This is a genomic window from Devosia sp. CN2-171 (genome assembly GCF_049354815.1).
GTDB lineage: Bacteria > Pseudomonadota > Alphaproteobacteria > Rhizobiales > Devosiaceae > Devosia_A.
This window is the reverse complement of the sequence record NZ_CP186479.1, coordinates 1,825,188-1,839,648: the sequence shown is the minus strand read 5'-3', so window position 1 is coordinate 1,839,648 and position 14,461 is coordinate 1,825,188. Positions and strand designations below refer to the sequence as shown.

At 64.5% G+C, this 14,461-nt stretch carries 14 protein-coding genes; 6 read left to right on the top strand and 8 right to left on the bottom strand.

The window, feature by feature from the left end; genetic code table 11:
* The 8 genes from ACOYW5_RS09155 to ACOYW5_RS09120 form a co-directional block, all read right to left on the bottom strand.
* Complete coding sequence (locus ACOYW5_RS09155; protein WP_423068941.1) at positions 1-846, bottom strand: ABC transporter ATP-binding protein; 846 nt, start codon at positions 844-846, stop codon at positions 1-3.
* The gene (locus tag ACOYW5_RS09150) at positions 843-1,742 is read right to left on the bottom strand and encodes an ABC transporter permease (protein WP_423068940.1); all 900 of its coding nucleotides are present in this window, start codon (positions 1,740-1,742) and stop codon (positions 843-845) included. The genes ACOYW5_RS09155 and ACOYW5_RS09150 overlap by 4 nt, the downstream gene beginning before the upstream one ends.
* Entirely contained in the window at positions 1,739-2,782 is a 1,044-nt protein-coding gene (locus ACOYW5_RS09145) for an ABC transporter permease (RefSeq protein WP_423068939.1), read from the bottom strand. Before ACOYW5_RS09145 ends, ACOYW5_RS09150 begins: the two co-directional genes overlap by 4 nt.
* A 191-nt stretch (positions 2,783-2,973) precedes the next feature.
* Positions 2,974-4,584 carry an ABC transporter substrate-binding protein gene (locus ACOYW5_RS09140; RefSeq protein WP_423068938.1) on the bottom strand — a complete coding sequence of 537 codons (1,611 nt, stop codon included), beginning with the start codon at positions 4,582-4,584 and terminating at the stop codon, positions 2,974-2,976.
* Positions 4,585-4,640: 56 nt separating this feature from the next.
* Complete coding sequence (locus ACOYW5_RS09135) at positions 4,641-5,159, bottom strand: hypothetical protein (protein ID WP_423068937.1); 519 nt, start codon at positions 5,157-5,159, stop codon at positions 4,641-4,643.
* A complete protein-coding gene (locus ACOYW5_RS09130; RefSeq protein ID WP_423068936.1) occupies positions 5,156-5,764 on the bottom strand; it encodes a helix-turn-helix domain-containing protein in 609 nt (202 codons plus the stop codon). The genes ACOYW5_RS09135 and ACOYW5_RS09130 overlap by 4 nt, the downstream gene beginning before the upstream one ends.
* A 140-nt stretch (positions 5,765-5,904) precedes the next feature.
* On the bottom strand, positions 5,905-6,873 hold the full coding sequence (locus ACOYW5_RS09125; protein ID WP_423068935.1) for an NAD-dependent epimerase/dehydratase family protein: 969 nt from the start codon (positions 6,871-6,873) through the stop codon (positions 5,905-5,907).
* A 143-nt stretch (positions 6,874-7,016) separates the two neighbouring features.
* Complete coding sequence (locus ACOYW5_RS09120) at positions 7,017-8,264, bottom strand: ROK family transcriptional regulator (RefSeq protein ID WP_423068934.1); 1,248 nt, start codon at positions 8,262-8,264, stop codon at positions 7,017-7,019.
* Between the two features lie 120 nt (positions 8,265-8,384).
* Here ACOYW5_RS09120 and ACOYW5_RS09115 point away from each other — a divergent pair, with 120 nt between their 5' ends.
* The 6 genes from ACOYW5_RS09115 (at position 8,385) to ACOYW5_RS09090 (ending at position 14,458) form a co-directional block, all read left to right on the top strand.
* Positions 8,385-9,659: an ABC transporter substrate-binding protein gene (locus ACOYW5_RS09115; RefSeq protein WP_423068933.1), complete on the top strand. Its 1,275-nt coding sequence runs from the start codon at positions 8,385-8,387 to the stop codon at positions 9,657-9,659.
* An 87-nt stretch (positions 9,660-9,746) separates the two neighbouring features.
* Entirely contained in the window at positions 9,747-10,667 is a 921-nt protein-coding gene (locus ACOYW5_RS09110) for a carbohydrate ABC transporter permease (RefSeq protein WP_423068932.1), read from the top strand.
* Positions 10,660-11,568 (top strand): carbohydrate ABC transporter permease, encoded by a 909-nt coding sequence (locus ACOYW5_RS09105; RefSeq protein ID WP_423068931.1) that lies wholly within the window; start codon positions 10,660-10,662, stop codon positions 11,566-11,568. Before ACOYW5_RS09110 ends, ACOYW5_RS09105 begins: the two co-directional genes overlap by 8 nt.
* Entirely contained in the window at positions 11,569-12,675 is a 1,107-nt protein-coding gene (locus ACOYW5_RS09100; protein ID WP_423068930.1) for an ABC transporter ATP-binding protein, read from the top strand. It begins immediately after the preceding gene.
* On the top strand, positions 12,639-13,439 hold the full coding sequence (locus ACOYW5_RS09095) for an SDR family NAD(P)-dependent oxidoreductase (RefSeq protein ID WP_423068929.1): 801 nt from the start codon (positions 12,639-12,641) through the stop codon (positions 13,437-13,439). The genes ACOYW5_RS09100 and ACOYW5_RS09095 overlap by 37 nt, the downstream gene beginning before the upstream one ends.
* Before the next feature lie 35 nt (positions 13,440-13,474).
* The gene (locus ACOYW5_RS09090) at positions 13,475-14,458 is read left to right on the top strand and encodes a sugar phosphate isomerase/epimerase family protein (RefSeq protein ID WP_423068928.1); all 984 of its coding nucleotides are present in this window, start codon (positions 13,475-13,477) and stop codon (positions 14,456-14,458) included.
* The last annotated feature ends 3 nt before the right edge of the window (positions 14,459-14,461 follow it).

Genomic DNA, 14,461 nt, shown 5'->3' with positions numbered 1-14,461 from the left:
TTACGCCTCCGCCCAGCTGGCCTGCCGGTTCAGCACCGGCAGCGGTTCGAGGGAGCCATCGATCTGGGGCAGGCACGAAAGTAATCCCCGCGTGTAGGGGTGCTGGGCTTCGCTCAGCCGGCTCGCCTCGATCGTTTCGACGATCCGGCCGGCGTACATGACGATCACCCGGTCGCAGAATTTCGACACCAGGTTGAGGTCGTGGCTGATGAAGATCAGTCCCATGCCGCGCCGGGTGACGAGTTCGTCGAGGATGGAGAGCACCTGCGTACGCACGGTGACGTCGAGCGCCGAGGTCGGCTCGTCGGCGATCAAGAGGTCCGGCTCGCGCACCACCATCATGCCGATCATGACGCGTTGCCCCATGCCGCCCGAGAGTTCGTGCGGGTAGAGACCGAAGACCTGCTCGGGGTCGCGGATGTGGACGGATTCAAGAACGGAGATGGCGCGCGCCTTGGCTTCGCGTCCACCGACCTTGCGGTCGCCGATCCGGATGGCTTCGACGATCTGCCTGCCGACCGTCATCACCGGGTTCAGCGAGAATTTCGGGTCCTGCAGGATCATGCCCATGCGCCCGCCGCGCAGCGACCGGCGGAGTTTTGGGGACGCGGACTTGAGGTCGATGCCGTCGAAGTTCATGCGGTCGACGCTGACCTTGGCGTAAGGCGGAAGGACGCCGAGCAAGGAGCGGCCGGTGAGGCTCTTGCCCGAACCGCTCTCGCCGACGATGCCGAGCTTCTCGCGCCCGAGCGACAGCGACACGCCGCGCACCGCGTCGTTGTAGCCGCCGTCATCGTTGCGGAAGGCGATGTGGAGGTTCTCGATCTCGACCAGCGGGGCGGTCATTTGCGCTGCCTCAGATGCGGGTCGAGCAGGTCGCGCAAGGCGTCGCCGAGGAGGTTGAAGCCGAGCGAGACGGTGAAGATCGCGGCGCCGGGGATGGTGGCGATCCACCACTGGTCGAATATGAACTTGCGGCCGGTCGAGATCATCGCGCCCCATTCCGGCAGCGGTGGTTGCGCGCCGAGCCCGATGAAGCCGAGGCCGGCGGCGGTCAGGATGATGCCGGCCATGTCGAAGGTCATGCGCACGATCACCGACGAAAGGCACATCGGGATGACATGGAAGACGATGATGCGGAACTCGCTGGCACCGGCGAGGCGCGCCGCGTTCACATAGTCCGAGTTGCGCACCACCAGCGCTTCGGCGCGGGCGAGCCGCGCATAGGGCGGCCAGGCAGTAAGGGTGATGGCGATGGCGGCATTGACGATGCCGGGCCCGAGTGCCGCCACGAAGGCAAGTGCGAGGAGGAGCTTGGGCACAGCGAGGAAGATGTCGGTGAGGCGCATGAACACCACGTCGACCCAGCCGCCGACGGTGCCGGCGACCGCCCCGATGATCAGCCCGATCGGCGCCGAGGTGACGATGACCAGCGCGACGATCAGCAGCGTCAGGCGCGAGCCGTAGATCAGGCGCGAGTAGATATCGCGGCCCAGCTCGTCGGCGCCGAACCAGTATTGGGCATTCGGCGCAGCAAGGCGCGACGCGAGATCGGGGAGGTAGGGGTCGTGCGTTGCGAGCCACGGCGCGAAGGCGGCGGTGAACAGCAGCAACAGGACGATCAGCAGCCCGACGACGCCGAGCGGGTTGCGCATGAAGCGGCGGGCGAACAGCCTGAACTCGGCCCATCTGGCAGCGCGGATGGCGTGGCGCGGATCGGCCACGATTGGCGTGTCGCTCATCGGCGGAGCTCCCGTGATCTGGGGTCGAGGACGCGGTAGAGCACGTCGCTCAGCATGTTGAGGAGCACGAACACGATGCCGACGAGCAGCGTACCGCCCAGCACGGCATTCATGTCGGCTGCGAACAGCGACGAATAGATGTAGTTGCCGATGCCCGGCCACGAGAAGATCGTCTCGACCAGCACTGAACCCTCGAGCAGCCCGCCATACGAGAGCGCGATCACCGTCACGAGCGGGATCGCGGCGTTGCGCAGCGCGTGTCCGGCGACGACGCGGAACTCGCTGGCGCCCTTGAGCCGGGCAGTCAGCACGTACTCGCGGCTCAACTGGTCGAGCATCACCGAGCGCGTCATGCGCGAGATATAGGCGAGGCTGTAATAACCGAGCAGCAGCGCCGGCAGGGTCATGTGGCTGATGGCGTTGCCAAAAATCTCCCACTCGCCCGCGATGGCACTATCGATGAGGATCGAGCCGGTGACGCGGTCGACGATGCCGACATAGAACACATCGAGTTGGCCCGGGCCGGAGACCCAGTCGAGCAGGTAGTAGAAGACGAAAAGCCCGACGAGGCCGAGCCAGAAGATCGGCACCGAATAGCCGACAAGGCCGACGACGCGCAGCACATGGTCGGGCCATTTCTCGTGCCAATAGGCCGAGGCGACGCCCATCGGCACGCCCAGCGCCACGCCGATGGCAAGGCCGATGGTGGCGAGCTCGAGTGTCGCGGGGAAGAAATTGATGAGGTCGGTCAGCACCGGGCGGGAAGTCGAGAACGAGGTGCCGAAGTCGCCGCTAAGGAGCTTGCCGAGATACTCCCAGAACTGCTGCCACAGCGGCTTATCGAGCCCGAGCTCGAGGTAAACCTTCTGGTACACCTCCGGCGTCGCCTTCTCGCCCACGATCGACAGCACCGGATCGATCGGCAGCACCCGGCCAATGAAAAAGGTGAGCGCTGCCAGGCCGACCAGCGTGATGGCGACGGTGAGCAGCCACGAGCCGATATCGATGAGGAGGCGGAGGGGGCGATTGATCGCAGTCAAATGATGGCCTTCGCTGGGTATGGGGCCATTCCACCCCCCTCCCAACCTCCACCGCAAGGGGGGAGGTGCCGATTTGTGCTTGTGGCGCGCAATGCGCCCAAGCCACCGGCCGTCACCCTCCCCCTTGCGGGGAGGGTTGGGAAGGGGGGTGCGTCAGGCAGTGAGCCGGGGCTTGCGCTCCGGCCCCACGATCATTCCTTGCTCACGCCGCCGTAGCGGTCGTCCGAGAAGGTGATGCCGAGGACGACGCCCTTGACGTTCGAGCGCATGGCAACCTTGCGGCTGTCCTGGAACATGAACACGAACGGCGAGGTGTCGGTGTCGAGGCGCTGGGCTTCGTCGTAGAGCGCCTTGCGCTTTTCGACGTCCTGCTCCTGCACGGCGGCGGCGACGAGGTCTGAGACCTTGCCCGAGTTCCAGCCGAAGCGGTCGGCGAGGTTACCCTTGGTGCCATCCGGATCCGACGGATCATGGTTGCCGAACGCCTTGGCGTTCGAGTGCGGATCGGGATAGTCCGGACCCCAGAGGCCGAACCAGATGTCGAGATCGTGCGAGCGGTAGCGGTCGAGCCACGGGCCGCCATCGACGACCTGCAGGTCGAGCTCGACGCCGATCTGGCTGAGCGTCGCCTGCACGGCCTGGGCGTAGTCGGGATAGGGCGGCACGTTCCAGACGACGGTCGCGAGCTTGATCGGCGTTGCAACGCCGGACTCGGCGATCAGCGCCTTGGCCTTCTCGAGATCGAGCGAGTAGGGGTTGTAGTTGATGCCGCCGCCCAGGAACCCGTCCGGGATCATGGTCTGGTGCACCTTGATGGTGCCCTTGCCGATGGTGTCGGCGATGCCCTGGTAGTCGACGGCCCACTTGATGGCTTCGACGACCTTCGGGTTGCTCAGCGCCGGGTTACGCACGTTGAGGCCGAAATAGTACATCGTCGAGGACACGCCCTCGAGCACCTGGATGTCCGGGTTGCCGGCAATGGCGCCGATATCGTCCGGTCCGAGCTTGTTGGCGATATCGATGTCGCCCTTTTCCAGCGCGAGACGCTGCGTCGCCGATTCCGGCATGTGCTGCAGGAACACGCGATCGACGCCCGGGGCGGTGCCCCAGTAGTTCTCGTTGCGGCTCAAGAGGATCGAGACCTTGGGGTCCCACTTGGTCAGCACATACGGGCCAGAACCAGCCGAGTTCTCGGACTTGAGCCAGGCATTGCCGTAGTCGTTGGTGCCGGCCTCGGTCTTGCCTTCGTGCTGCTTGACGATGGTCGAGTCGACGATGCCGCCGGTGAACGACGAGAGCACGTAGAGCACGAAGCTCGGGGCGTACTTCTGGTCGACAATCAGCTGCAGGGTCTGCGGGTCGAGTGCCTTGATATTCTCCGCCACGTTGTCCTTGTTCAGGCCGAACTGGGTGAGAATGAACGAGATGCGGCTATCGAGCAGGATGACGCGCTGCAGCGAGTATTCGGCGTCGGCGGCCGTCACCGGATTGCCCGAGGCGAACTTGGCGTTCGGGTTCATCTTGAAGGTGAAGGTCTTGCCGTCTTCCGAGACGGTCCAGCTCTCGGCGAGGACGCCGGTGATCTTGGTCGGATCGGCCGGATCGAAGCTGACCAGCGGCTGATAAATCTGCTGGCTGGCGAGCACGCCACCGACTTCCGACACTTCGGCCGGATCGAGCGTGATGATGTCGTCGATCGCGTCCGCGATGACGAGGGTATTCTTGGGCGTTTCGGCGATCGCACCGGACGCGGACATTACCGCGCCGACGGCGACCGCCATAAGCGTCTTGAATAAACGCATGGCAGTCTCCCTGGTTGAAGTCTTCCGGCGCATGAAGCCGGTTGCAGTCGCAGGCGTCATCTCTCGCTTATCCCCTCTTGGGTCAGTTTACTGATCCCATGGAAGGTGAAGGTCAGCGCAGCGATGGGTAGAAGGGTTTCGATCTCGGCGAGGGCGGCCGGCGTGAAGATGCCGGCATCGCCGAGCACGGCCACGACGCCGCGGGTTTCGCCCCCGATCACGATGGGGAAGCACGAGCAGGCGCCGTAGCCCATGGCGACAAGCCCGTCGGTCTCGGGCAGGAACGCCGCCATGCCGGCGACGCTGTCGCCGATCACGGGCAGCATCGCGCCGAGGATGGTGTTGTTCCAGACGTCGTCGGCCACCGGATCGACGTTGCCGACCGGGAAATCGACCGGATTGGACGTGCCGATGCGGTGGGTCGCCCTCTTGTCCGGCGCGACTGCAATGAAGGTCGCGGTGCGTACGCCGGAGACGGCGGTGAAGAGCGCCGACAGCACGGCGAACAGGTCCGTCGGACCCGAAGCGAGTGCGGTTTTCAGCTGTGCCGCGAGAGTAGGATCGATCGCGCTCATTCAGGGAACAGCCGCATCGTGCCGACCCAGAGTTCGAGCGCTGTCTCGTTGCCGACATTGGTGCCGCGATGCGGCTTGCGGCTGTCGAAGTGCAGTGTGTCGCCGGGGCCCAGCCGGTATTCGATGCCGTCCACCTCGTAGAGCATCTGCCCGGCGACGAGATAGACGAAGTCCTCGCCCTCGTGGCTCATCATCTCCGAGGCATGGCCGGGCGGCACATGCGACAGGCAGGCATTGAGCTGCGCCTCGGGGAAACCGCGCTCGAGGAACTCGTAGTACCGCGAGGTGCCGCCGACATTGTAGGTCTGGCGCTGGCCGGAATGGCTGACGACGCTATGCTCGCGCGCCGGGACTTTCGAGACGAACTGGTCGACGGTCGTCTCCAGCGCCTTCGCCAGGTTGTAGAGCGAGGCCAGGGACGGGGTAGAGATGCCGCGCTCGATCTGGCTGATGAAACCGACGGTGAGGCTGGCTTCGTCCGCTACCTGCTGCTGGGTCTTGCCCAGCGCCTTGCGACGGGCCTTCAGCCGCGATCCGAGGCTCGGATCGATCGGTGTGGCCAACTCGGCCGGCTCGGTACGCTTCGCAAACTTCAGGACTGACACGGAGGCTCTCTTGATTTTAGCGACACTAAAGAAGCGGGTGAGGGAGTCAACGGGGAGTGTGGGGTAAGGCGGCGGTGAGTTGGGCTAGACGGTCCCCACCCACTGGCCGGTGGAGGTGGCGCCGCCAGTGACCGAACCGGTTATCCCTGCGCCAGCTCCCATTCGATCGTCCGCCGCAGCGCCTGTTCCTCCGGCACGATCTCGCGGTAGCCCAGTTCATCCCGGATGCGCTGGGAATCGAGCGTCAGGGGATAGCTGAGGTCGCTCGACTCGGCCCGGTCGGCCAGCGCGCCGTTCGCCTCCGCGTCGACCAGCGTGATCTCGCTGTCGATGCCCATCAGTGTCAGGATGGTGCGGGCCCAGTCGGCCTGGGTGCGGACGAACGGCTGCGACACGTTGTAGATCCGCCCGGCCGCCTCTGGCGACACCGCCGCCAGCGCCAGCGCTTCGGCCACGTCGTCGATATAGGCGTAGGAATTGAGCCAGCCCGCGCCGCGCCGGTCGAGCCTGAACGGCTCGCCTTTCTTCGCGCGCTTGATGGCCCAGGCGAAGCGGTGCTGCTTGTCGTCAGGCCCGAAAATCATCGGCAGGCGCATCACCGTGGCTTCCGGCGCGCCTTGGGCGAGGGCGAACTCCTCGATCGGGATCTTGTCGTAATTCTCGAACAGGTCGTCCTCGACCCCAGCTGGCCGGCGCAGGTTGCCGCGATAGGGGTAGCGGAGCGTCCGCAGCGGCGAATCTTCGGTTGCCGGATCGGGCCGGATCTCCGGGGTTTCCTTCTTCAAGAGCCCGCCATAGTTCGAATAGACATCGGTCGAACTGACGAGGATGTAGCGCGCGCCTGCCTTGCCGGCGGCCTCGATCACCGGCTCGGCGTTCTTGAGGCTCAAGGCGAAAATATCGATGACCGCAGTGACGCCATTGGCCTTCAGCAGTTCGGCGATGCGCTCGCTGTCCATGCGGTCCGCCGCCTCGAATTTCACGCCGTCGGCCAGCGCCACCGGGCTCTGCCCGCGCGCCACGACAACCACATCATGCCCGCGCTCGCTGAGGCGTCTGGCAGTGGCCGTGCCGAGAAATCCCGTGCCTGAGATGATCGCGATCGTCATGCGCCGACTCCTTTTCACTGGGGAGGCGGAGACTGGTCGAGCCAGCCGTCACGATCAACCCCGAAGGACGGGCAGGGGACAAAAGAGCGCCTTCAGCAAAAGTTGCAGACTCTTGCGGTTCGAGAGCGCGCCGATGCAACGTCTCAGTGCGGCAGGTTGAGCGGCTCGCCGTGATTGCGCAGCACCATGCCCACGGCGCCCATGCAGGCCCCGTTGTCGGAGAAGGCGCTCGGTCTGAGGATCGTACGGGAATAGTCCGGCACATCGGATGGCTTGACGAGGCTGAAGCGTTCGAAGCTTTCGGCCAGCGGCGTCATCAGCAATTCGCCTGCCGCCGCGAGGCGTCCGTTGACGATGACCAATGGCGGGTTGAACACCGAGCCGATCAGCCCGAGCCCACGCCCCCCGGCCTCACCGGCCTGCTGGATCAGCCTGCGGCAGGTCTCATCGCCGCCGAGCGCCAGCTCGACGACGTCATGGATGCGCAGCGGCCGCCCGACATGGCGCTGCGCCTCGACCAGCGAGTCGCGGAAGCTGGCATAGACCTCGAGGCAGCCGCGGTTACCGCAGCGGCAGAGGGGCCCAAGCGGATCGATCACGACATGGCCGAATTCGCCCGCGCCGCCCGCCAGCCCGCGCATGACCTTGCCGCCGACGACGATGGCACCGCCGACGCCGAGATCGAGCGTATAGACGATGAAATCCTCGTGGCCCTGCGCGGCGCCCCAGGTCATCTCCGCGATGGCGAGGCAGTTGCTCTCGTTGTCGGCAAAGATCGGCGCGTCGAACATCGGGCCGAACAGTTCGTGGAGGTTGACGCCGGCCCACATGGGCAGGCCGCCGCGCATCACCTGGCCAGTCATCGGGTTCACCGGGCCGCCGACGGCAAGGCCGACGCCGAGCAGGCCAGCTTCCGATTGCCACTGGTCGGCATAGGCCTCGGCCACCAGCTGGCGGATCAGTTCGAGCGCCGTCGCCGGGGCGTAATCGGGCTCGATGACGATCGATTTGTCGGAGAGCACTCGGTGCGACACGTCGGCGATGATCACCTGCAGCTCGCTCTGGCCGATCAGGATGCCGATGCAGGTGCCCGCTTCCGGATTGAGCGTCAGCGTCGTCGCCGGCCGGCCGACATTGCCGTCGAGCTCGGTGCCGGTTTCAAGCACCATGTTGGCTCGCCGCAGTTCGGCGAGCGCGGTCGATACGGTCGATTTGGCGAGCCCCGTCAGGCGCACCAGCTGTGATGCGCTCATGCTTCCGCGCGCGCTGAGGGTACGAATGATACGTCCCGCCGGCGTGCCTAAGGCCCCATGCGCAAGTAGCGATTTCAGCTCGATCTTATTCACCGGCGCCCTCCCCAGGCGCGTTGACAAGCCGAATAAGTTCACCATAGAACTAATACGACGGTGCCGTGGAGGATGTGCACCGACGAAGAGAAAGCGCAAGTGCCTGGACAGGGGCCGACCGCAAGAGTCGGCACCGGGCAGATGTGCTTCAAGGGAGAGATAATTATGACGTTCACGACCAAGGTCGCGGCTGCCGCGACCACGATGCTTGTTGCCGCGCTGCTTTCGAGCACCGCGATGGCCGCCCCCAAGGTGCTGATGCTGCACCAGTGGGCGTCCGGCAACGATGCCGCCTCCATTGCCAAGCTCGGTGAGATGTTCACCGCTGCCGGCGGCACCTGGGAACAGACCGCTATTGCCGGTCACACTGCCAATACCCTCGCCAAGCTCCGCGCCGACGTCGTCGCCGGCAACGCCCCTGCCGCCGTGCAGCTGAAGGGCCCGGAAATTGCCGAGTGGAACGCCACTGGCGGCACTGCCGACATGGACGCACTCGCTACCGCCGAGGGCTGGGATGCCGTCGTCGCGCCCGAACTGCTGCCGGTGATGAAGCCGGAAGGTAAGTGGGTCGCGGCCCCGATGAACATCCACCGGATCAACTGGATCTGGGGCAACAAGGCCGCCATGGAAGGCGTGGGCGTCACCGAGCTGCCCAAGACCTGGGCCGACTTCAACGCCGCCTGCGACAAGGCCGTTGCCGGTGGCAAGATCTGCCTTGCGCACCTCTCGGCCGACTGGACCGATGCGACCACGTTCGAGACGGTCGTTTACGGCATGGACAAGGACCTCTACACCAAGGCCTTCGTCGACGGCGATGTCGAAGCCCTCCGTTCGGAAGGCATGATCAAGGCGTTCGACCAGATGCGCCTGATGGTCACCAAGTACATGGATCCGGCCATCGCCGGCCGTGACTACGACACCGCCTCCAACATGATGGTCAACGGCGATGCGCTGTTCTTCATCATGGGCGACTGGGAACTGGGCGCGATCAAGTCGGTGGGCCATGAGCCCGGCGGCGACATCCTGTGCGGCCAGTCCCCGACCGACTGGGCCGGCGACGGCTTCATCCTGAACTCGGACTCGGTCGTGTTCTTCAATCAGAAGGACCCGGACTACCAGGAAGGCCAGAAGCTGCTCGCCAGCCTGATCCTGTCGCCCGAGTTCCAGAAGGTGTTCAACATCACCAAGGGCTCGATCCCGGCCCGCCTCGACGTCGACCTGGCGGACGGTTTCAACGTCTGCCAGCAGCAGAGCCAGGCGGCTCTGAAGGGTTCGATCGAGGGCGGCACGCTGGTCCGTTCGATGGCGCACAACATGACCGTGCTCCAGAAGTATCGCGGCGCGATGATGGACACCATCACCGAGTTCGTGAACACACCTGAGATGACCTCGGAAGAAGCGGCCAACATCATGGCCGACGCCGTCGAAGCTCAGATGTAATTTCTGACCAGGATTGCCGGCCGCGGCGCCTTCGGGTGCCGCGGCCGGTTCCCTTGGCGGCAGGTTTTGGAGGGTATTCCGTTGGCTATGGCAGGTCAGTCCGTTTCGACTGGCACGAGTACGTGGGACCGCATCAAGAAGTGGACACCCATATTCATCATCGCGCCGTCTATCGTTGCGTCGTTCGTCTACGTCTTCGTCTTTGCCGGCTGGACGTTCTACATCTCGCTCAGCGACTCGACGCTGCTGCCCAGCTACGGCTTCAAGGGGCTTGAGAACTACGTCTCGCTCTGGACCAACCGCCGCTGGAGCGTTGCCTATACCAACCTGCTGTTCTTCTCGCTCTTTTACGTCACCATCTCGATGGCATTCGGCTTGCTGCTGGCCGTCCTGATCGACCAGAGAGTGCGTGCCGAGTCATTCTGGCGTACGATTTTCCTCTATCCGCTCGCGGTCAGCTTCATCGCCACCGGTACTGTGTGGCAGTGGCTCTACAACCCCGGCAGCGGCATTCAGTTTCTGGTCAATTCGATGGGCTGGACCGACTTCCAGTTCGCGTTGACCTCCGACCGCAAGAACGCCATCTGGGCGATCATCATCACCGGCATCTGGGGCTCCGCCGGCTTCTCGATGGCCCTGTTCCTCGCCGGCCTGCGATCGGTCGATCCCGACATCATCAAGGCCGCGCAGATCGACGGCGCCAGCTGGTTCCGGACCTATCGCAAAGTGATCCTGCCAACGATCGGGCCGATCTTCATAGCCGTCGCGGTGGTGCTGCTGCAGTTCGCCATCAAGACCTTCGATCTGGCGGTCGCCCTGACCAACTCGGGCCCGGGCATCTCGACGACCTTCCCGGCCACGTATGTGTACGACTTCATGTTCCAGCGCGGAGAGATTGGAGAAGGCGCGGCTGCGGCCATGATGGTGCTGGCGGCTCTCGCGATCGTCCTCGTTCCCTATTCACTCTACCTCGTGTGGCGCAAGCGCATGGAGGCGAACAATGGCTGATGCTGTCTTCACCAGTGCCGGTGTAGAAGACAAGGAAGCGGCTGTTGCCAGTCGCCGGCGCCTGATCTCTCGGATCGTGATCTACGGCCTGCTCGGGCTGATCTCGATCGTCTACATCGTCCCATTCCTCGTCGTGTTCCTCAATTCGTTCCGGACCAACGCCGAGATCGGTGCCATGGGCCTCATCTCGCTGCCGCAGAGCTTCCGGCTCGATGCGTGGCCGCAGGCTTGGAGCGACTTCTGTATCGGCGGCCAGTGCGATGGCGTGGCGCGCTACTTCTGGAACTCGGTGGCGATGGTCATACCGGCCACCATCATCTCCACAGCCCTCGGTGCCATCAACGGCTACATTCTGTCGAAGTGGAAGTTCCCGGGGTCCGAAATCGTCTTCGGCTTCATGCTGCTCGGCGTGTTCATGCCCGGCCAGATCGCGCTGCTGCCCTGGGCCTTCACCCTCGGCCAGCTCGGGCTGTCGAACTCGGTCTATGGCCTCGTCCTTGTGCACTGCATCCAGGGCTTGAGCTTCACCACGCTGTTCTTCCGCAACTACTACGTGTCGATCCCCGACGACCTGCTGAAGGCTGCCCGCATCGACGGCGCCGGTTTCTGGCGCATCTTCTGGAAGATCATGATCCCGCTGTCCCCGCCGATCATCATCGTGACGGTCATCTGGCAGTTCACCGGCATCTGGAACGAATACCTGTTCGGCGTGGTGCTGAACTCGGGCGCCAACCAGCCCATCACCGCGGCCCTGGTCGCCCTCTCGATGAGCGGCACCACGGTTCGCACCTATGATGTCATGAGTGCGGCCGTGCTGATCGGCGCGCTGCCCCCACTCCTCGTCTACTTCTTCGGCGGAAAATATTTTGTCCGCGGCCTTACCCAGGGAGCAATCAAGTAAATGGCGTCCTTGACCATCAGGAACCTGCGTAAGAGCTTCGGCACCGTCGAAGTGCTGAAGGGTGTCGACCTCGAGGCCAACACCGGCGAATTCATCGCCCTCGTTGGCCCTTCGGGCTGTGGCAAGTCCACACTGCTCGCCATGATCGCCGGTCTCGAGACCGTCACGTCGGGCGAGATCTACATCGGCGACCGGCTGGTGAATTCGGTGCAGCCCAAGGACCGCGACATCGCCATGGTGTTCCAGTCCTACGCGCTCTACCCGACAATGACCGTCAAGGAGAACATGGCTTTCGGCATGGAGAGCCGTGGGGTGCCCAAGGCGGAGCAGGAGGCGACGATCGCCCGTGTTGCCGCGCTCCTCCAGATCGAGCCGTTCCTGAAGCGCAAGCCCGGCCAGCTCTCGGGCGGCCAGCGGCAGCGCGTCGCAATGGGTCGCGCGCTGGTGCGTGACCCGGCGCTGTTCCTGTTCGACGAGCCGTTGTCGAACCTCGATGCGAAGCTGCGCGTCGACATGCGCACCGAAATGAAAAAGCTGCACCAGCGCGTCGGCAAGACCACCGTGTACGTGACGCACGACCAGGTGGAAGCCATGACGCTTGCCTCGCGCATCGCCGTGATGCACCACGGCGAAGTGCAGCAGTTCGCCGACCCGGACACCATCTACAATCGCCCGGCCAATATCTTCGTTGCCGGGTTCATGGGCTCGCCGTCGATGAACTTCATCAACGCCGAGATCACGACCAGCGGTGGCGCCCCGTCGGTGACGTTCCCACTGGTCGATGGTGGTGTCGCCAATCTGCCACTCTACAACGGCGTGGCGCAGCGGGCGACCGACAAGAAAGTCATCCTCGGCATCCGTCCCGAGCACCTCAGCCGCCAGTCGACCAGCACTGCCGGCAAGCCGGGCATCGCCACGATGTCGGCGCAGGTGGAAGTGGTGGAGCCGACCGGCGCTGAGACCATGGCGGTGATGAAGTTCGGCGACCTCGAGGTTGTCGGCCGCTTCTCGCCGGACGAGGCGCCCAAGACCGGCGAGAACATGCCGCTGGCGGTCGACATGACCCGCGCGTGCCTCTTCGATCCGGCCACGACGCGACTGATCTAGGGGCGACCAAAATCAGCAAGTTCGCCAAGTACCCCAGTCTCGAGGGGCGGGTCGTGTTCGTCACCGGCGGTGCCTCGGGCATCGGTGCCGATATCGTCCGCGCCTTCGCCGGGCAGGGCAGCAAAGTCGGCTTCGTCGATATCCTCGACCAGGATGGCCGCGAGCTCGCCGAGGAGACGGGCGCCCACTTCATCAACTGCGACATCACCGATGTCGCGGGGCTGCGTGCCGCCATCGACGTGATCAAGAACCGGCTCGGCAATATCACCGTGCTGGTCAACAACGCTGCCAATGACGACCGGCACGAGATCGACGATGTCACCGAGGAATACTGGGACGCCTCGCTCGACCTGAACCTCCGCCCGCAATTCTTTGCCGCCCAGGCGGTGCGCGAGCAGATGAAGGCCGAGGGCGGCGGCGCGATCATCAATTTCTCCTCGATCGCCTGGCGCGGCGGCGCCTCGAACATGCCGGTCTATGCCACGGCAAAGGCCGCCATCATTGGCCTGACGCGCGCCCTCGGCCGTGGCTTCGGCACGGACAATATCCGCGTCAACGCCATCGAGCCGGGCGCTGTCATCACCGACCGGCAGCGGCGATTGTGGTTCAAGGATCAGGCCTCGATCGATGGTGTCGTCTCGCGCCAGACCATCCAGCAGGTGCTGCTCGGCGACGAGATCGCCCGCACGGTGCTGTTCCTCGCATCCGACGACAGTCGAATGATCACCAAGCAGTCGATTACTGTAGATGCTGGATTGCGCTAGTTCTGACGCCCCCGACTCGAAGCGACGGTGACACGATGAAGATCACGACCGGCCTCAACCCTTACGGCCTCACCTACTATCTCGGCCTGCAGGGCGCGGGTACGCCGAGGCACAACCCGAATGGCGCGGGCCTCGAGGGCTTCATCCGCCTGACCCAGGAGCTCGGCGGCAAGGCTATCGAGCTTTGGGAAGGCTGGCTCAAGGACATGTCCGACGCCGAGCTGGCTTCGCTCCGCGCGCGCCTCGACGATCTCGGCTGGAAGCGCGTGTTGAGCTCGGGCCTGCAGCATGGCGACATGGACCTCTTGGTCCGCTGCGCCAAGGCGCTCGACGCAAAGTTCATCCGCGTCGCGCTGACCCCGATCCTCTGCGGCGACCGTGCCGCGGCCGGCCCGCGCTGGCATGAACTGATCGCCTCGGTGAACCAGAAGCTCGAGGCCGCCGTGCCCAAGCTCGAAGCCGCCGGCGTGGTGCTGCTGATCGAGAACCACCAGGATTTCACGTCTCGCGAGCTGGTCGGCTTCTGCGAGGAATACGGCCCGCACGTGCGGATCGTCTTCGACATGGCCAACACCTTCCCGGTGGCCGAGTCGCCACTCGACTTCGCCCGCGTGATCGCGCCCTATGTGCGGCACTGCCACGTCAAGGACTATCGCGCCGTGATCGAGCCCGATGGCTTCCGCCTCGTGCGTTGCCCCTCGGGCGACGGCTGCGTTCCGCACAAGGAAATGTTCGACATCCTCGCCAAGCACAATGACGAGATGATTGCCTGCATCGAAATCGGCGCGCTCGATGACCGGCACGTCAAGCTCTACACGCCCGAGTGGTGGCACGGCTACGCGCCCAAGCAGGCCGAAGACCTCGCCGCGTGCCTCCTCGCGCTGCAGAGGAACCGGTTCGAGCCTGGTGAGGAATGGCGCACGCCGTGGCAGCGCAACGCTGACCACGAACTCATCGAATACGAGCTGGGGCAGTACCGGAAAAGCGCCGCGAACCTCAAAGCTATTGGACTAATGTGATTG

What these genes read in the sequence shown, in the direction of transcription:
- ACOYW5_RS09155 (WP_423068941.1), bottom strand. Translation starts at nt 846, where the DNA reads ATGACCGCCCCGCTGGTCGAGATCGAGAACCTCCACATCGCCTTCCGC.
- ACOYW5_RS09150 (WP_423068940.1), bottom strand. Translation starts at nt 1,742, where the DNA reads ATGAGCGACACGCCAATCGTGGCCGATCCGCGCCACGCCATCCGCGCT.
- ACOYW5_RS09140 (WP_423068938.1), bottom strand. Translation starts at nt 4,584, where the DNA reads ATGCGTTTATTCAAGACGCTTATGGCGGTCGCCGTCGGCGCGGTAATG.
- ACOYW5_RS09135 (WP_423068937.1), bottom strand. Translation starts at nt 5,159, where the DNA reads ATGAGCGCGATCGATCCTACTCTCGCGGCACAGCTGAAAACCGCACTC.
- ACOYW5_RS09125 (WP_423068935.1), bottom strand. Translation starts at nt 6,873, where the DNA reads ATGACGATCGCGATCATCTCAGGCACGGGATTTCTCGGCACGGCCACT.
- ACOYW5_RS09120 (WP_423068934.1), bottom strand. Translation starts at nt 8,264, where the DNA reads ATGGTGAACTTATTCGGCTTGTCAACGCGCCTGGGGAGGGCGCCGGTG.
- ACOYW5_RS09115 (WP_423068933.1), top strand. Translation starts at nt 8,385, where the DNA reads ATGACGTTCACGACCAAGGTCGCGGCTGCCGCGACCACGATGCTTGTT.
- ACOYW5_RS09110 (WP_423068932.1), top strand. Translation starts at nt 9,747, where the DNA reads ATGGCAGGTCAGTCCGTTTCGACTGGCACGAGTACGTGGGACCGCATC.
- ACOYW5_RS09105 (WP_423068931.1), top strand. Translation starts at nt 10,660, where the DNA reads ATGGCTGATGCTGTCTTCACCAGTGCCGGTGTAGAAGACAAGGAAGCG.
- ACOYW5_RS09100 (WP_423068930.1), top strand. Translation starts at nt 11,569, where the DNA reads ATGGCGTCCTTGACCATCAGGAACCTGCGTAAGAGCTTCGGCACCGTC.
- ACOYW5_RS09090 (WP_423068928.1), top strand. Translation starts at nt 13,475, where the DNA reads ATGAAGATCACGACCGGCCTCAACCCTTACGGCCTCACCTACTATCTC.